A 17,232-nucleotide genomic window follows, 5' to 3' on the forward strand; every position below is an offset into this window, starting at 1 on the left:
ATTACTTTTTTGAATCGTCCAAACTTCGGCGATGTGAGTTTGGCGAGAATAATCCCATTCATCACGCTGAGTAGCGGAGACAAAATAAGAGTAGAGGGAGCGACTGTCTGAGCTCCGCAACAAGCCACGAAGTGTGTGGCTTGTCAGGGCGAGTTTCGTGACCGGCTTATGCCTAAGTCCAGCAAAGCATCGGACGAAAGTCCTAAGCTGAGCAACGCAAGGGAGCCTTTAGGCCGTGATGGCTGGGTGTCGTCCTCTTTGGTTACTTTCTGGGGGACAAGCACCAGAAAGTGACTCGCCAACAAGGCGAAACGAAGCGCCAAAATAATCAGCAAATGCTGGAGTATCCGGATAAGACTCACCAAAGAATTACTTTGTCCTGCATTCGGAGTACGGTGGTCATGCACCTCTGTGTCAAATTAAATTGACGCAAATAAATTATCGGAACTTTTCAAAAGACCTAATACTCATATCAGCACGATGATGATGAATCATCTTTCCGCTTCTTTCCTCCCTGAGCGGAAGCCTTTACGATGAGGCCTGTTGCCCCGATTTACCCCTTAATCGGGGCTTTTTTTGCCTATCGTTTTTGATTACACGCCGCCGGGGAACCCTGTTTGACGCCAGGCTTCATAGAGCAGAATGGCGGCGGAGTTGGATAAGTTGAGGCTGCGGCTGTGTGGCAGCATGGGTAGCCTGACGCGGTGTTCTGGCGCAAACTGGGCGCGGATGTCTTCTGGCAGGCCGCGGGATTCTGGGCCAAACACAAATACATCTTCATCTTGAAATTGTAAGTCGGTATGCCGCGTGCTGCCTTTGGTGGTGAGCGCAAACATGCGTTTGCCATGCAGTGCTTGCTGGCATTGGGCCCAATTTTCATAGACCTTTAGCTCGGCGTATTCGTGGTAGTCCAGCCCGGCGCGTTTGAGGTGTTTGTCTGATAGCTCGAAGCCTAAGGGTTTGACTAAATGCAGTTTTGCACCAGCGTTGGCGCATAAGCGTATGATATTTCCCGTATTCGGCGGAATTTCTGGTTCGAAAAGCACGATATGAAACATTTTTTGCGGCTTGTTTACAAACGTAAGGTTAGAATGTTGGTGATATGATAGACGAGAAAAGTCTATATAGATAAATAATTACAACGCCATGGCTCGTCCCGAGAAAATTAGATTAGGTGAAATTCTGGTCAGACAGAATTTCATGACCCAAGCTCAGCTTGATCAGGCGCTGGAAGAACAGCGCAAGACAGGTCGACGTCTGGGCCGCGTGATTGCTGAAAAAGGCTACGCCAATGAGCGGCAGATTGCCGAGGCGGTGGCTTCTCAGTTGAATATCCCATTTTTGGACCTGGGCCAGTATGAGCTGGACGTGAAGCAGGTTCAAAAACTCCCCGAAGTTCAATCGCGCCGTTTCCGCGCTATTTTGCTCGAAGAGCGTCCCAACAGTTTCCTCATCGCGATGGTGGATCCATCGGATGTATATGCGTATGACGAGTTGGTCAGGCTGCTTAAACGCGAGATTGATATTGTCGTCGTGCAGGAAAGTCTGCTCATGCAGACGATTGACCGCTCTTACCGTCAGACTGAGCAGATCTCATCATTAGCCCTAGAATTGCAAGAGGATCTGGCCGACAGCAATGCCGACCTTGCTAGCCTGATGGGCGTTGACTTGGGCATTGACGATGCGCCCGTGGTCAAGTTGCTGCAGACCATTTTTGAAGATGCGGTACAAGTGCGTGCCTCGGACGTACATATTGAACCACAAGACAATAAGCTGCTGATCCGATTCAGGATTGATGGTGTGATGCATTTTCAGACGCAGGCGGATATCAAGATTGCCACTGCGCTGGTGATGCGTCTCAAGATCATGGCGGGTCTGGATATTTCTGAAAAACGTCTGCCGCAGGATGGTCGATTTGGCTTTACGGTCAAAGGCCGTGCGGTAGATATGCGTATCTCCACCATGCCAACACAGTATGGCGAAACGGTGGTGATGCGGTTGCTGATCCAGAATACTGCACACTTCCAGCTAGACAATTTGGGCATGCCGCCAGACTTGCTGGCGCGTTTCCGCAAGATGATCGGCCGCCCAAGCGGCATGGTGCTGGTGACTGGTCCGACCGGTAGTGGTAAAACAACGACTTTGTATTCTGCCCTGAGTGAGTTGAATACGCCGGAAACCAAGGTGATTACCGTTGAGGATCCGGTGGAATATCGCTTGCCTGGCATTATTCAAACGCAAGTCAACGAAAAAATCGAGCTCGACTTCCCTAAACTGTTGCGTGCCATTTTGCGTCAGGATCCAGACATTGTGCTGGTGGGCGAGATGCGTGACGAAGAAACCGCACAAACCGGCTTACGTGCTTCGATGACGGGCCACTTGGTGCTATCCACTTTGCACACCAATGATGCCTCTACCGCGCCTGTGCGTTTAATTGACATGGGTGTGCCGCGGTTTATGGTGGCGATGTCTTTGCTGGGTGTGCTGGCACAACGGCTGGTGCGACTCATTTGTCCGCATTGTGCCGTAGAACACACACCGACTGAATCTGAGTCAGTCTGGTTAAAACAGGTGATGCAGCAGCCCGATACCGTGACGCATTTTCGCCATGGCAAAGGCTGCCAGCATTGCAACCGCACCGGTTATTTAGGCCGTGTGGGCTTATACGAATTTTTAGAGATGACTGATGAACTGGCCATGGCAGCCAATATGCCCGATACCAATGTATTCATCAAAAAAGCGCGCGAGCGACTCAAGGGCAAAACCCTGCGCGACCAGTCATTGCAACTGGCCATAGACGGCAAGACCACGCTGGACGAAATCATGCGCGTGGATAACCAGTTTGAAGAGTAACCCTTTAAAAAGTCACGCCTATGCCAATGTTTGAATATAAAGGACGTACCGACGATGGCATGATGGTCAGCGGTGTACAAGAAGCGGCTGATCTCGACGCATTGGGCGCTGCGCTCATCCTCTCCAAAATTACTCCGATTGAAATCAAGCAAAAAGCAGCGGGCGCTGTTGCTTTTAATTTGTTTGAAGAAAAAGTCACCAGTCTGGATGTGATGCTGTTTAGCAAGCAGATGTACACCTTGCTCAAGGCTGGTATCCCGATTATGCGCGCCTTGGCGGGCATACAAAGCTCGGTGGGGAATGCCACACTGGCGCAGGTCGTGGGTCAACTTCGCGTGAGCCTGGATTCAGGCCGTGAATTGTCAGTCGCCATGACTGAGCATCCTAACGTGTTCGATAGCTTTTATATCAGCATGATCCGTGTCGGTGAAGGTACGGGTAACCTCGACAATATATTTTTACGCTTGTCCGAGCACATCGAGTTTGAGCGCTTTATGCGTGGCCAAATCAAGTCTGCTTTGCAATATCCAACGTTCGTATTGATTGCCATGGCGATTGCGATTGTTGTGATTAACGTCATGGTGATTCCGCAGTTTGAAAAAGTATTCGCTAGCATGCATGCTGATTTGCCACTGATCACCAAAATATTGATTGCGTTTTCCAGTTTTATGCGCAATTACTGGTTTGTGCTGATTGGCATGATTGTAGGCGTGGTCTGGATGTTCAAATCGTACACAAGAACAGATGCCGGGCGTGCTCAATGGGATCGTTACAAGATGCGTATCCCAATTGCAGGAAAAATTATTTTTAAAGGCACCATGGCCAGGTTCGCGCGCACCTTTGCATTGTCGACTCGTAGTGGTTTACCGATTCTTTCGGCTTTACGCCTGGTTTCGCAGACGGTTGAGAATGATTACCTCGGAGCTAAGATTCTGAGTATGTCTGCCGGGATTGAGCGCGGTGAGACCATTTTAAGAACCGCCACGCAAACCGGCGTGTTTAATCCACTGGTGTTACAAATGATTGCTGTGGGTGAAGAGTCAGGCTCTTTGGATGATTTGATGCAAGAAGTTGCTGATATGTATCAAGCTGACGTCGAATATGACGTTAAAACATTGGGTGCGCAAATCGAGCCTATTTTGATTATCTTTTTAGGTGCTTTGGTGCTTGTGTTGGCCTTGGGCGTATTTTTGCCTATTTGGGATATGAGTTCGGTGATGTTGAAAGGTAGTTAATCGTTTGTCGGGCACATGAGTGGTTTGCAACCCTTGATGGATATGGACCAAAATTGTCTGGCATAGTTTTTGCTGTTGAGTAATTAACGCAGTTATAACCTGCCGCTGTGATGATAAGGGCAGGGATTTTTTGATTAGGAGTCTGAGTAATGAAAAAACAAGCTGGTTTTACATTGGTTGAATTGGTAGTGGTGATTGCAGTACTTGGTATTTTGGCAGCAACCGCATTGCCACGGTTTGTGAATGTGCAGGCTAATGCGCGAGCGGCAAGTGTCAATGGCTTGGCAGCATCAGTGCGATCTGCCGCGAATATGGCGCGCGCTGCTTGGATCGCAGGTGGTCAGCAAGGTGCGCAGGTGATGATGGACAATAACGCCGTGGCCGTGGGTGGTATGGGTTGGCCCACAGCGGCTGATGCCGGGATTGTGGCTGCTTTGCAAAACCTGGATGGCAACGCTTTTCAAGCGCAGCATAATAACGGAGTCACTACTTTCAGGGCTTTAGGATTCAATAACTGTTCTTTTACTTATACTCAGGCTGATGGTGTTGTGAATACTAACAACCTGGCTGCGGCGAATATCCAGCAGAATTGTAACTAAATAAGTTGTATGAGAGCATTGTCAGGATTCACGCTTGTTGAATTAGTAGTGGTGATCGCTCTGACTGGAATCATGGTAGCAGTCGCCGCCCCCAGATTTGCTAATGGCGACATCTTCGAAACCCGCGGTGACGCGGGTTTACTTTCTTCTACGCTGCGTTATGCGCAAAAAACGGCCATCGCGCAGCGCAAGAGTGTGTTTGTGATACACAACGATGCGGTCGAGCCTAATACGGTCAGTTTATGTTTTGACCCTAATTGTGGCGGAGCGCAGGTGGTAATCAACCCGGAAACTGCTGGGGCGTATGTGCTCACTTTTTCGCGCAGTGTTGTCGTTCAATCTTCTAATAAAGGGTTGGGGTTTGATGGCTTGGGCCGGGCGGTGCCCAATGAGCTGGCTACTTATACCGTGACTAATCGCAATAATGCCTTGCAATCTGTGGGCATTTCGGTAGAAAAAAATACGGGTTACGTACACTAAATAAACCACCTGGTGAGCAGCCAGGTGATGCATATGACTAAAACAGGTAAACACAAGAATAATAAACACGCGCCAACCAGCAAACGAAACCTTCGCGGTTTTTCGCTGGTTGAAATGGTCGTGTTTATTGTCATTGTGACCACGGCGATTGCCGGGGTGATTGGTGCACTGGCATTTATGAGCGGGCGCTCTGCCGACCCGCTTGTGCGCAAGCAGGCGATTGCGATTGCTGAATCGCTGATGCAAGAAATCCAGCAGATGCCTTTTACATTTTGTGACCCGGATGACCCGAATGCATCTACGGCTAATGGCACGGCAGATTGCACCACGTCACAAGCCAACCTGGGTGGCCCTTCTCCGGCTGGAGAGAGTCGCTACGCTGCGACTAACCCCTTTGATAATGTGGCCGACTATAGCGGTTTTACCATGCCGGGTGGCGGTTGTGCGGGGATTTGCCGTATCGGGGATGCCACTGCACTGGCAGGTTTGGATGCCTATTCAGCCTCAGTTGCCATTGCTCAGGCTGGCGGTGCAGGTGCTTTTGCCGGGTTGCCCGGCGATGCCGTGTTGCAAATTGTGGTGACCGTGAACGGGCCAGCCAACACTGTGATTCGCCTGACTGGATTTAAGGTTCGCTATGCGCCGAAAATTTAAGCAGTCTCGCTTGGCGATGTCTGGTTTCACCTTGGTGGAGCTGGTCATTGTCATTGTCGTCATGGCTATTTTGGGCGGTATCTCAGTCAGTTTTATTAAAAACTCTGTCCTGGCATATGTGAATTCTGAAGCTTATTACGAGCTGGCTGACCGTGCCGATATTTCCCTGCGCCGCATGTCGCGCGATATTCGTAATGCATTACCTAACAGCGTGTGGGTGCCGGGTGGCTCCGGTAGTTATGTGCAGTTTGTGCCGATTAAAGCGGGTGGCCGTTATCGGCAAGACGATTTCGATGCGGGTCGGCTCACATTAGATGTGTTAGGGCCGATGGTGAATGTGGATGTCGGTGACCAACTGGTGATTTATAACATGGGCATAGCGGGGGCTGATGTGTATGAGGGCAACAATATCCGGCCAGTCGTTGCTAATGCAAATACGGTCACATTTGCGGGCGCACTTTTTCCTTTTGCATCACCGGGTAGCCGTTTTTATGTGGTCAACGGCGCCGTGATTTATGCCTGCGATCTGCCTAATCGCCGCTTGCTCATGTATTCAAATATTGCGATCGCCGCCGGGCGTGTGGCTAACTTTAATGGCCTGGCGGCCAATGTTGTTGCCGAGGATGTGACCGAGTGTAGTTTTACCTATACGGAAGGCGTGATGCAGCATTCCAGCGTGGTCACTGCGCAACTCACGCTCGCCAAAAACGGCGGCGTGGCCAGGTTGGTTAACTTGATTAATGTGGTGAATTCGCCATGAAAAGTATTGCTTATCGCGCAAAGGGTTTTATGTTGCCTGTGGCAATATTTTTACTGGTGACTCTTGCAGCACTGGTGGGATATTCCATGCGCTTGTCGTTGCTGGCGCAAATGGGCACGATTCAGGACGTGCAAGGTGCCAATGCTTATTTGGCCGCCAGAGCAGGCGTAGAGTGGGCCGCTTTTCAGGTACTCTCACCCGGCTCAGTCGGGATGCAGGGGTGTGTCGCCTCACCAACGACACTCACCATTAATAACTTTACGGTATTGGTGACGTGTGATCAGACTGTGCTACAGGATAAAGGCGCTACACAGGATATTGGCATTTACAGTATCACCTCAACCGCCTCGGTAGGGGCAATAGGTGCACAAGATCGTATAGAGCGACAAATTGCTGTCACACTTAGCCGGTGCTTGTATAGTGGCCCGCCAGTTGAGGAATGCAACTAACAAGGAACAGGTAGTGAGCGGATTCACTAAAAAAATATTTTTGTGCTGTGTGTGGTGGCTGTGTTGGGCTAACAGTCTGCACGCGGCCGTGGTGCAGCTCAATTCAACGGGTGGCTCAAATGCTACCAATGGTTTGCGCATCTATATTGATGAAACCACTGAAATGCAGGTGCGCCGCTTGAATAACTCCGGGCAGTTATATAGCCCTTCGGTGGTTCCAAGTAACAATAACCTCGATAACGGAATTTATTTACGGGCCAATAATACAATCTATGGCCCACGTCATTTTGCTTATACCGCTTCTACTGAGTATTCCAATACCAGCCTCAGTAATCCAAGCCCAACCACCGTCTCTCAGGGCGTAGTTCAAAGCACGACGGCCCGTTTTGGCACACCACAATACAGTTTGCTGGTGCCTGGCCCCTCTGTGACCGTCAACTGGAAATACACTTATCCTCTGGATTACATCACCGCTGAAGTGACTCTGGTGGTGCCATTAGGCTATCCGGTCAGTAGTAGTAACCCTGTGCGCTACTATCATGCAATTGATACCTATCTGGGAGGCAGTGATAATGGTTGCGGTGTGCGTTATGTGGACACTAACGGCAAGCAAGTCGTAGGGACTTATCCTTTAACTTCCGGTAACTGTCCCTCTAGCAACTCGCTACCTGCTAACCTCGACGTGGTGGAGTCGTTTCGTGAGCGCAACCGGAAATTTGACCATTATTGTGTCGGTTTCTGGAATACGTTTTGGAGTAACTCGAGTAGCAATGCCTGTGCAATTGGTAAGACAGGCAGTCTGAGTGACTCTGTTTCTACCACCTATCAGGATACCGGTGCGGCGATTGAATATGACTTTACTTCCGCTGGTATTTACACCTTTAGTTACGACTTTGTGATTGGCTCCACGTTTGTGCCTAATTACGATCATCTGGAAATCCGCCACGCTGGCAGCGCCACCCTGTGTCCCGCTGAAGTGAAAGTATTGGCTTGCCTGTCATCTGCGGTACCGTGTCCAGACGACCAATTGGTGAGTACCGGCAGCCTGACCGGCAGCCTGACGTTTAGTCCAACTTCTCCGGTAGTCACCGAGAGTCCTGAAACGTTTGATATCGGCACCACTGGCCCAATCGGGACCGTCACCATTCAGGGCACCGCCGCTGGAACCTATGCCATGGGTGCCACCGGGTTGAGTAAAGCGCCGCTGAGTGGCGTCAAGTGTTGGAACACTGCCACCAGTTCACAGAGTTGCAGTTTTACGTTTACCAACACGCCTTGCGTAAATACGTTTGAGTGTATGGAAAGTGGGCTGACCTATAATAATTTGTCAGCAGTGACCAACAAACGCAATCCCATTTATACCAAGCTGACTCGCAGGGCGTTCGATCTGGATGTGTACGCATTGCTGGCCAGCGGTGTTCAGGCGGCCGCCTATGTATCTGCTGCGAACGGGGTGACAGTTGAGCTAGTCAATGACACTGGCAGTGGCTGCGGGACGACTGTGGTGGCTACTAAAAAGATTTCATTTTCCTCTTCTTTGACTAACCCTGGTAAGCAAACCGTGTCATTTAGTGATACCGATGTACTTAACTCCTACCCGAGTTTGAGGTGTCGGGTCACTGATACTAGTGTAGGTAAAGTAGGATGCTCTACAGATAATTTCTCGGTGCGCCCACAGTCATTCACTGTGACCTCTTCAAACGCAACGCCTGCTTCTCCGGGGCCAACGGCTACGCCGGTTTTTGTCGCAGGTACTAGCACCTTTAATTTAAAGGCCGTGACTGGGGAAAGCAATTATACCGGCACTCCAAAAGCTGTGCCGGTTGCCCATTCTGGGGCACTTGCGGCCGGGGTGATCAGTTATACCGTTGGTGTAGGTGTGAATGCTCAAACGATAACAGGCACTTTACCCGCTGCCATTAGTGGTGTCAGCACAGCAGACAATTTTACGTATAGCGAAGTTGGTCTATTCCAGTTTCCGGCTGCGGCTACAGCCGGCGTTTACGATGATACGTTTACTGCAGTCGATAGAGTAAATGGGGATTGTGATACAGCAACAGTTGATAATGCTGGTGGTAGTGGAACTGTAAAATTTTATGGATGCACCATAGGTAGCACTAGTGGTTACTTCGGACGGTTTATTCCCCAACGGTTCGATATTACGACAGGTACCGTGACAAAAGCCTGTGGAGCGTTTGCCTATTACGGGCAAGACACCACTAATCAAGCTGCCTTGGATACTCAGTTCACTATTACGGCTAAAAATGGGCTTGGAGCAACGACTCAAAACTATATAGGCAGCTATGCCAAATTTGACCCTTCAACCTGGAATAACTTTAACTTTACGACCAACCCTGCATTAACTACTGTTGCATTAACCCGCAGCACGGCAAATAACTCTCTGACGGGCAGTTGGGTAGCTGGCGTTGCCGCGATGACTGCCAAGTTTTATGTGCCTCGCGCAAATGCACCGATTAACGAACAAATAGTGACGGTGCGCACACAAATACAAGATTCAGATGGTGTTACGACCACGACGTCTCCATTTCCTATCGCTAGTACTGTACCGTTCCGTTATGGGCGTCTTGCCATCACCCCGGTGCATGGGTCTGAGCTGCTGCCGCTCACAGTGCCGCTTGAAGCACAGTTCTGGGGCGGAAACGGCTACAGGCGCAGCACCGACGATAGTTGTACCACTTTTGATATCAAGACCATTGCGATGCGGAATTACAGGGGTAACTTAAATGCCTGTGAAACGGTGTTGAGTGGAAGCACTCCCATTTCCATTATTCAAGGAAAAGCGAGTTTGCGGCTAAGCGCCCCTGGCGTGTCGGGCAACACGCCTAACACGGGCAGTGTGGATCTGGGTATTAACTTTGATAGCATCACTGCTGGAGATCAAACCTGTGTTGGTCCAGGCACTACGCAATCAAATGCAATCGCTGGGACGGCAGGCATGCGCAACTGGTTTGGGGCAGACCCTGTGGGGCGTGCCACCTTCGGGGTCTACAAAGCCCCCATTATCTATATGCGAGAAAACTTCTAGCGATAACAAAACCACCTAAATCAGGTGGTTTTGTTCTTTTTATCCTCGCTTTAAACCAGCAAGGCAGGCACTAAAGTTGCTGGTAATAATATCGAAAATCTATCGTTCATACTGCGGGCTGCCAGCGCTTGATCAAGCATCAGTCATTGTGCGCACATCATGATGTCTTGGATGGTTGGTTTTTTGTGTATACTAATTTATGATAAAGCTTGAAGTTGTCTTTGTTATACTTTGATTTTAAATAAAAAAATTATTTAGAAAGACAGATGCGCATCTATGGAATGGTTTAAACGACAAAAGAACAAACAGCAAGTGGGTGTCAGTTACACTGATATGCATGTAAGTACTGTCGCCTTGATGCCACCATCCGAAGGCGCAAAGCCGGTCGTCTCATTGGCCGCAGTTGAGCAGGTGCCCTTACATGCAACGTCCATATTACGTCACTTTGTGACCAAAAATGACCTGAAGACCTCGCCCTGCAATCTGGTTTTAAATGTGGATCAATACAATATTGTACAAATTGACAAGCCCAACATGCCGGACGCAGAGATCAAACCTGCCTTGCGCTGGAAATTGAAAGGCCTGCTGGATTATTCGGTAGAACAAGCGGTGGTTGATGGTATCGATGTGCCGGTTGATCCGACCTATGCCAATCGCCAGCCATTAATGTTAGCCATCTGTGCCAAAAAAGCGGTGGTGTCTGCGGTCGGTAATCAATTATCCGAAGCCGGGTTTAACGTGAAGTCGGTCGATGTGCATGCGCTGGTGCAGCGCAATATTGCGCATTTGCTGGAGCATGAAGACCGTGCGCTGGTGATGCTGAGCATTTTGCCGCGGGGATGCTTGCTGACCTTCACTGCCAAAGGTGAGTTGTATCATGCGCGTCTGATCGAGCTGGACCGCGACTTTTTGAATGATCGCGGTGACTTGTTTAAAAGTAACTTTGACAAGCTGGTACTGGAGTTGCAACGCTCGTTGGATAGTTTCGACCGCCAGTTCCCGTATTTAAGTTTGAATCGCCTGGTGGTCGCGCCAGTGGCTAATCGCGATTACCTAGTCAGTGGGTTGAGCGCTAGCCTCTATGTGCCGGTGAATGTCTTTAATCTGGAAGACATTGTCGATTTGCCTGCCGATCAGGACTTCTCTAGCCTGGAAAAACAAGCCATGCTGTTGCCAGCCTTGGGTGCTGCGTTACGCCAGGAGATGGCCGCATGAGTCAGCAGATTAACCTGTTTGAAGGTGGGCTGGTTAAATCCAGGGACTGGTTTAGCCTGCCGATGGTGGCTGGCGTTTATGTGCTGGCGGCTGCCGTGATGTTTTACCTGTTTACAGGCCTGCAGGCAGAAAACGCCCAGTTACAAGTGCAGCGTAACCAGGCGGTGGCCCAGTACGAAACCATGCAGAAAAAGGTCAATGAGTTTGCCCAGCGTGCGACGCCGATTGATAACAGTCAGTTGGAAAGTACGCTTAAAAACCTCCACGCCCGGTTTGAGATGCAGTCACAGATTCTGGCCATCTTCCAGCAGTCACTGTCAGTGTCGGCTTATCACCTGATTGATTATATGCGTGCATTCACGGCACAACAGCAACCTGGGCTGTGGTTGACCGGTTTTAGAATCGAGCCGGGCTCGCAACACCTGTCACTGAGCGGGCAGGCATTGCGGTCAGAGGATATTCCGCTGTATCTGGATATGTTATCTGCCCAGCGCGTGTTTGAAGGCACGCAATTCTCCGGCATTCAGTTCAAACAAGTAGAGTTGCATCAAAACCAGGCCGCAGCAGCAGTGCCTGTGGCGCCTCCCGTGCCTGTGCCTGCCAGCGAGCCTGCAGTTTCTGGTAAAAGCGGTGCTGAGAACGGCTCCAGCCCGGCCCCCGCTGCGGTAGCCGCCGCTCCGGCAGCCAGTGTGCCAAGCACTGCCGCAGCCAGCCTGAAGGTGTATGCCTTTGAGGTTAAGGGGCAGGATGTACAGAATAAAGCCAAATTGCTGAACACGGTGAGTTGGGATGAGTTTGTGCGCCAAACCACGCAGTCATCGCCTTTAGGACAGCCTCGGAAAGAATAACCATGCAATTTGAACAATTACAAACAATGGTGAATAAGTGGCAAGTGCTTTCCAAGCGCGAGCGCTGGATGATTTTTGGTGCCGGATTGTTTGCCGTAGTGGGATTACTAGATACTTTTTTGCTGGAACCGCAACGTGTGCAACTGGCTGCGACCCAGCAGGAGATTGTCAAAATCCAGAATGATACGACCAGCCTCACCGAGCAGATGACCACGATTGCTGCACAAGCGGCGCCGCAGCCTGCCAGCAATGCGTTTCAGCACGACATCGACGAGACCAACCAGAAGATCAACAGCCAGTCCGCTGAACTGGTCACAGTGTCTTCTTATATGGTGCCACCGCAAGACATGGTGGCATTTTTAAAGAAACTACTGCAACAGCATGCGGATGTGCAGGTGATTGAAATGCAATCGTTACCCGTGGTCGATTTTATCGACAAGCAAAGAAAACTGCTGCAATCGGCCACCAGTAGCGAAGCTGGCAGCACGCAAGCCAGTGCTGAAGAGGTGTGGAAGAATGTGCCGCATGTGTACCAGCATGCGGTCAAAGTGCGGCTCAAAGGCAAGTATTTTGCATTGATGGCTTATGCACAATCATTAAAAGCCATTGGCCAGAAACTGGCCTGGGAAAATGCTGAATTGAAGGCCGACTATCCGGAAAGTGAATTGACCGTGCAGGTCTATACCTTGAGTGGTGAAAATGCATGGTTGGGGATTTAGCATGCGTAGCTTAATGACAGCAATATTAGGGATCTGCCTGCTGCAAGTGGGTGCGGCAACTGCCGATGGCATGGTGGACCCAACCAAGCCACCAGCAGCGGTGATGGAATATTTACCACACGGTGAGGCACAACTGGAACGGCCCTGGGAGCTCAGCGCGATACAGGATAACGGTAAGAACGGTTTTGCGGTGGTGAACGGCCAAATGGTGGCTGTGGGCGGGTATTACGAGGACTTTAAATTGACCTCGGTGAAAAACCAGAAAGCCGTGTTTATCAGCAAGCTTGGCGAGAAGAAAGTGGTGGGCATGGGCTTGGCCAGCGTGATTGAGCCTGTAAAACCAGCGGCCAGTATTAAAAAGGCAGGCCAGCCAAAAAGATTAAAACATCAGCCTAAAAAGACTGAAAGATAACGATTGAGAAATAAAGTGACAAACACTTGCCGACTTCACCTCGTGAGGCAGCAAGGGAAAATCAATAGAGAGACTGCTATGAAAACTTTAGTGAATACCTTGGGGTTAATGATCATCGGTACCGGGTTGGTCGGTTGTACCAGCAACCCGTTTGCGCCAACCAATCCATCGATTAATCCTAAAATTCAGAACGAATTGGCGGCCTCTGCAGCCAAGGCGCAAGCGCAGGTATCGCCTCCACCCAAGGAAATCACTGATGAGTTGTTTGAGCCGCTCAAAATTGAGCCGCCCAAAGCACTGGCCAAACGGGTCGAACCCCGCTTTGACCTAGTGGTGAACAAGGCGCCAGCGGCGCAGGTGCTCATGGGTATTGTCTCCGGCAGCCCATATAGCATTGCCTTGAGCCCTGAGCTCAAAGGCGAGATCTCTATCAACCTGCGAGATGTCACCCTGTTTGAAGCGCTCAATGCCCTGCGCGATTTGTATGGCTATGAGTACAAAATGAATGGCAAGCAGATTTTTGTTGAACCGCAAACGATTCAAACCCGCGTGTTTCAAGTCAACTATATCACCGGTGCACGTAAAGGCACCTCGGCGACCCGCGTGACCTCTGGCACCGCCAGTGGCTCAGGTGCTGGCGGCGCGGCGGGTGTAGCAGGGCAGGCAGCGGCCATGGGTGGGGCGACCGGCATAGGCACGGGTACTGGCACAGGTGCAGTGGGGGCGACGGGCGCTTCTAACCTGCAAGTGTATGCTTCGGATGTGAGCATGCGGACCAATAATGATTTCTGGGACGAAATCGCGGGCTCCCTGAGCAGCCTGATTGGCGAAGAAAACGGCCGTAAAGTAGTGATTAACGCGCAATCTGGCCTGATCATGGTGAAGGCTATGCCGAAAGAAATCCGTCAGGTTGAGAAGTTTCTGAGTCTGATGCAGGTGACGGTAGACCGCCAGGTGATTCTGGAAGCAAAAATCATTAAAGTGCAGTTAAACCGCAACTCGCAACAAGGCATCAACTGGGCCGCTGCCAGACATACCCGTGGCCGTGATGTGACTTTTGGTAACATCAATGGGAATGCGTCATTAAGTGAAACCGGTGACCTGACCAATGGGGTTGTCACCACGACAGAGCCAGGCGCATTAAGCAATAACGCTGTGACTTCGCTGGGTGGCTCAATGTTTGCGCTGGCCGTGCAGGGCAAAGGTTTTTCAGCGCTGCTGAACTTCCTGGAGACACAAGGTAATGTAGAGGTGCTGTCCAGCCCGCGTATCGCTACGATTAACAACCAGAAAGCCGTGCTCAAAGTGGGTAACGATGCCTTCTACGTGACGAACGTGAAAACCAACGTGACCACCACTACTGGCGGTGCGATTGTGACGCCGGATATTCAACTGCAACCTTATTTCTCTGGTATTTCACTGGATGTGACACCGCAAATCGATAGGGATGACAATATTATCCTGCACGTGCATCCCTTTATCAGTGATGTGACGCAGGTGAACCGGACGGTGACCTTATCTAGTGCTAACGGTGGGACCTATACAATCCCAACCGCATCCTCTAATATTAATGAGACCGACAGTATTGTGCGCACCAAAGATGGCAGCGTGATTGCCATTGGAGGCCTGATGTCGGAGACAGTCGACAATACACGTACCAAGGTACCTGGCCTGGGGGATGTGAAGTTCCTGGGTAACTTGTTCCGCCAGAAGGATCAAGCCAGCACCAAAACCGAACTGGTGATTTTGTTGAAGTCTACCGTGGTACGCAGTGGTGAAAACTGGGCGCAAGATATGCTTGAAAGTCAGGACCGGGTTGAGAAGCTGAAGAGCGATAGTAGTTTTTAGGAGCGGGTATGTACCTGCAGCATTTTGGGTTGAAGGAATATCCGTTTACCATCACCCCGGATACCAGTTTTTACTACGCCACACGCAGCCTGCAAGAGGCGCTGAATACACTATTGATTGCGATTCAGTCTGGTGAAGGCTTCGTGAAAATTACCGGCGAGGTTGGCACCGGCAAAACCCTGCTGTGCAGGCGTCTGCTCAAGGCGCTGGAGTCCAGTTGCATGGTGGCTTTTATTCCCAACCCTTACCTGGATCCGCACGCTTTATTGATGACGCTGGCCAACGAGTTTGGTGTGGCGTTCAAGCCTGATTTTACCCACCACGATATGATAGATGCGCTGAACCGCAAATTACTCACTTTTGCGGACGAGGGGCGGCACGTGGTGGTGTGCCTGGATGAAGTGCAGGCTATGCCATTGGAAACACTGGAAGCCTTGCGCTTGTTGAGTAACCTCGAAACTGAAAAACGCAAGTTGATTCAGGTGGTGATTTTTGGCCAGCCCGAACTCGAAGAACGTATCAATCATCCTTCTATCCGCCAGTTACGCCAGCGCATAGGCTTTGAATATCACCTTAAAGGTCTGCAATGGTCCGAGTTGGGTTTTTACCTGAATCACCGCATGCATATTGCCGGTTATCAGGGCGGCATGATTTTTACGCCTGCCAGCATGCGTTTGCTCTACCGCTATGCCAATGGCATACCACGCTTACTGAATATCCTGGCGCATAAGTCCTTGTTGTCAGCGTTTGGCCGCGGCCAGCAAGGCGTATCAGCCGAAGATGTGCGGGCGGCGATTATGGATACGCAAGCCAGTGTTAAGGCACAACACCGTTGGCTGGGGCATGGTTTTAAATGGTGGCTGACGCTGCATACAGCTCTGGCAGGTCTGGGCCGTTAGTCTGAATATTGGGGAAGCTCTTGAGCTTAATTAATCAGGTATTACAAAACGTTGAGGCCCGTCAGGGCGGCGCAGCTACGGATGGTTGGGCCGGGCAGGTCAAGCCTGTGTTGTCGCATCAATCGACTTCTGGTGGCTGGGTGAAGCGCTTAGTGTGGGGCCTGGTATTGCTGGCGTTGGCTGGCTGGTTGTTGACAATCAATTGGCCTATGCTGGCCGCCCGACTTCATACTGGCCAACAGACAGTTTCGTCGCAGCAACCGACGGTTGTTGCCGCTTTAAAACCTGCGGAGCCTGTGCGGGATGCCGCTACGCCGGATGTGCATCCTGCCTGGACACCACCGCAACTCACCAAGTCATTATTTAGTGCATGGCAATCTGAAACTGCCAGCCCGGTGGCTACGCGTGCCAAGTCAGTCACGCCTGCCCCGCCAGTGCCTGCTAAAACCGGCGTCGCGCCGCAAATAGAAGGCGAGTTTACGATCAAGCCTGCCGCCCAGGCGGCTGGCAATCCTGTGGTGTCTGCCATTGAGCCACCTTTGGATGTGGCCAATGCGCTCAAGCCTGGTAGAACCGAGGACGAATCTGGCCCGAAAGGCATCGTTAACAAGCAGATACGCCCGGAACAGGAAGTGAATGTGCAGATTCAGCGCGCGGTAGACCAGGAGCAGAAAGGGCGCCTGAATGAGGCGCTGGGGATATTGCGTCAGGTGTTGAATACTTCGCCACAATCCGAGGATGCGCGGCAACTCTTGGCGGCCTATTTGTTCGAGTCTAAGCAAGAACAGGAAGCGGTCGCGGTCTTGCAAAGCGGGATTAAACAATTCCCCGGCCAAATCGGTTTGTCCAAGTCGCTGGCCAAGTGGCAGATGGCACGCGGTCAGTCAGAAGCGGTATTGCAAACACTGAAACCAGCCGCCAACCTGTTCATACAAGATGCCGAAGTGCAATGGATGCTGGCCATGGCCTATCAGCAAACTGGCCAGCACGCGGCCGCCTTGCCTCACTTTGAGCGTGCGATCACGCTACGCCCTGGGCATGCACCGTGGATTGTGGCGTATGCTATTTCCCTGCAAGCGGCAGGCCAGCCTGCGCAAGCCTTACAACAACTGCAACAGGCGTATAACCTGCCTTTAAGCGACCGGCTGTCAGAGTTTGTCGGGCAACGTATCCGCCAACTGGGCGGCACGGCCGTCGTACGTAGCGAATGAGGTC

Annotated in this window: 16 protein-coding genes; 15 read left to right on the plus strand and 1 reads right to left on the minus strand. The window is 51.0% G+C overall.

Going from position 1 to position 17,232, the window contains the following annotated elements; translation table 11 throughout:
• Positions 1–593 precede the first annotated feature (593 nt).
• Positions 594–1,058: a tRNA (uridine(34)/cytosine(34)/5-carboxymethylaminomethyluridine(34)-2'-O)-methyltransferase TrmL gene (gene trmL / locus INP78_RS01265; RefSeq protein WP_194740403.1), complete on the minus strand. Its 465-nt coding sequence runs from the start codon at positions 1,056–1,058 to the stop codon at positions 594–596.
• Positions 1,059–1,200: 142 nt separating this feature from the next.
• On the opposite strand from trmL, the gene INP78_RS01270 reads away from it, so the two are divergent.
• From INP78_RS01270 to INP78_RS01340, 15 genes are all read left to right on the plus strand, one after another.
• Positions 1,201–2,853: a GspE/PulE family protein gene (locus tag INP78_RS01270; RefSeq protein ID WP_368667954.1), complete on the plus strand. Its 1,653-nt coding sequence runs from the start codon at positions 1,201–1,203 to the stop codon at positions 2,851–2,853.
• A gap of 20 nt (positions 2,854–2,873) precedes the next feature.
• Positions 2,874–4,088: a type II secretion system F family protein gene (locus tag INP78_RS01275; protein WP_194740405.1), complete on the plus strand. Its 1,215-nt coding sequence runs from the start codon at positions 2,874–2,876 to the stop codon at positions 4,086–4,088.
• A 149-nt stretch (positions 4,089–4,237) separates the two neighbouring features.
• Positions 4,238–4,687 (plus strand): type II secretion system protein, encoded by a 450-nt coding sequence (locus INP78_RS14640; RefSeq protein WP_194740406.1) that lies wholly within the window; start codon positions 4,238–4,240, stop codon positions 4,685–4,687.
• 9 nt (positions 4,688–4,696) lie between these two features.
• Positions 4,697–5,167, plus strand: a complete 471-nt coding sequence (locus INP78_RS01285) for a prepilin-type N-terminal cleavage/methylation domain-containing protein (protein ID WP_194740407.1) — start codon at positions 4,697–4,699, stop codon at positions 5,165–5,167.
• Positions 5,168–5,200: 33 nt separating this feature from the next.
• Positions 5,201–5,821, plus strand: coding sequence for a type II secretion system protein (locus INP78_RS01290; RefSeq protein WP_194740408.1), 621 nt, complete (start codon positions 5,201–5,203; stop codon positions 5,819–5,821).
• A gap of 16 nt (positions 5,822–5,837) precedes the next feature.
• Positions 5,838–6,581 carry a prepilin-type N-terminal cleavage/methylation domain-containing protein gene (locus tag INP78_RS01295; RefSeq protein ID WP_194740409.1) on the plus strand — a complete coding sequence of 248 codons (744 nt, stop codon included), beginning with the start codon at positions 5,838–5,840 and terminating at the stop codon, positions 6,579–6,581.
• Entirely contained in the window at positions 6,578–7,030 is a 453-nt protein-coding gene (locus INP78_RS01300) for a hypothetical protein (RefSeq protein WP_194740410.1), read from the plus strand. The genes INP78_RS01295 and INP78_RS01300 overlap by 4 nt, the downstream gene beginning before the upstream one ends.
• A 13-nt stretch (positions 7,031–7,043) precedes the next feature.
• A complete protein-coding gene (locus tag INP78_RS14515) occupies positions 7,044–10,076 on the plus strand; it encodes a DUF6701 domain-containing protein (protein WP_228522582.1) in 3,033 nt (1,010 codons plus the stop codon).
• A gap of 276 nt (positions 10,077–10,352) precedes the next feature.
• On the plus strand, positions 10,353–11,291 hold the full coding sequence (locus tag INP78_RS01310; RefSeq protein ID WP_194740411.1) for a hypothetical protein: 939 nt from the start codon (positions 10,353–10,355) through the stop codon (positions 11,289–11,291).
• Positions 11,288–12,139 (plus strand): PilN domain-containing protein, encoded by an 852-nt coding sequence (locus INP78_RS01315; RefSeq protein WP_194740412.1) that lies wholly within the window; start codon positions 11,288–11,290, stop codon positions 12,137–12,139. The genes INP78_RS01310 and INP78_RS01315 overlap by 4 nt, the downstream gene beginning before the upstream one ends.
• Positions 12,140–12,141: 2 nt before the next feature.
• On the plus strand, positions 12,142–12,858 hold the full coding sequence (gene gspM, locus INP78_RS01320) for a type II secretion system protein GspM (protein ID WP_194740413.1): 717 nt from the start codon (positions 12,142–12,144) through the stop codon (positions 12,856–12,858).
• A 13-nt stretch (positions 12,859–12,871) separates the two neighbouring features.
• A complete protein-coding gene (locus INP78_RS01325) occupies positions 12,872–13,270 on the plus strand; it encodes a hypothetical protein (RefSeq protein ID WP_194740414.1) in 399 nt (132 codons plus the stop codon).
• Between the two features lie 78 nt (positions 13,271–13,348).
• Positions 13,349–15,118 (plus strand): pilus (MSHA type) biogenesis protein MshL, encoded by a 1,770-nt coding sequence (gene mshL / locus INP78_RS01330; RefSeq protein ID WP_194740415.1) that lies wholly within the window; start codon positions 13,349–13,351, stop codon positions 15,116–15,118.
• An 8-nt stretch (positions 15,119–15,126) separates the two neighbouring features.
• Complete coding sequence (locus INP78_RS01335; protein WP_194740416.1) at positions 15,127–16,017, plus strand: ExeA family protein; 891 nt, start codon at positions 15,127–15,129, stop codon at positions 16,015–16,017.
• 20 nt (positions 16,018–16,037) lie between these two features.
• Positions 16,038–17,228, plus strand: coding sequence for a M48 family metallopeptidase (locus tag INP78_RS01340; RefSeq protein WP_194740417.1), 1,191 nt, complete (start codon positions 16,038–16,040; stop codon positions 17,226–17,228).
• Positions 17,229–17,232 lie beyond the last annotated feature (4 nt).

The organism is Methylophilus sp. 14, from assembly GCF_015354345.1.
Classification (GTDB): Bacteria; Pseudomonadota; Gammaproteobacteria; order Burkholderiales; family Methylophilaceae; genus Methylophilus.

Bases quoted from the DNA above. Each gene is read 5' to 3' on its own strand.
- trmL (WP_194740403.1), bottom strand. From the start codon at position 1,058: ATGTTTCATATCGTGCTTTTCGAACCAGAAATTCCGCCGAATACGGGA.
- INP78_RS01270 (WP_368667954.1), top strand. From the start codon at position 1,201: ATGACCCAAGCTCAGCTTGATCAGGCGCTGGAAGAACAGCGCAAGACA.
- INP78_RS01275 (WP_194740405.1), top strand. From the start codon at position 2,874: ATGCCAATGTTTGAATATAAAGGACGTACCGACGATGGCATGATGGTC.
- INP78_RS14640 (WP_194740406.1), top strand. From the start codon at position 4,238: ATGAAAAAACAAGCTGGTTTTACATTGGTTGAATTGGTAGTGGTGATT.
- INP78_RS01285 (WP_194740407.1), top strand. From the start codon at position 4,697: ATGAGAGCATTGTCAGGATTCACGCTTGTTGAATTAGTAGTGGTGATC.
- INP78_RS01290 (WP_194740408.1), top strand. From the start codon at position 5,201: ATGACTAAAACAGGTAAACACAAGAATAATAAACACGCGCCAACCAGC.
- INP78_RS01295 (WP_194740409.1), top strand. From the start codon at position 5,838: ATGTCTGGTTTCACCTTGGTGGAGCTGGTCATTGTCATTGTCGTCATG.
- INP78_RS01300 (WP_194740410.1), top strand. From the start codon at position 6,578: ATGAAAAGTATTGCTTATCGCGCAAAGGGTTTTATGTTGCCTGTGGCA.
- INP78_RS01310 (WP_194740411.1), top strand. From the start codon at position 10,353: ATGGAATGGTTTAAACGACAAAAGAACAAACAGCAAGTGGGTGTCAGT.
- INP78_RS01315 (WP_194740412.1), top strand. From the start codon at position 11,288: ATGAGTCAGCAGATTAACCTGTTTGAAGGTGGGCTGGTTAAATCCAGG.
- gspM (WP_194740413.1), top strand. From the start codon at position 12,142: ATGCAATTTGAACAATTACAAACAATGGTGAATAAGTGGCAAGTGCTT.
- INP78_RS01325 (WP_194740414.1), top strand. From the start codon at position 12,872: ATGACAGCAATATTAGGGATCTGCCTGCTGCAAGTGGGTGCGGCAACT.
- mshL (WP_194740415.1), top strand. From the start codon at position 13,349: ATGAAAACTTTAGTGAATACCTTGGGGTTAATGATCATCGGTACCGGG.
- INP78_RS01335 (WP_194740416.1), top strand. From the start codon at position 15,127: ATGTACCTGCAGCATTTTGGGTTGAAGGAATATCCGTTTACCATCACC.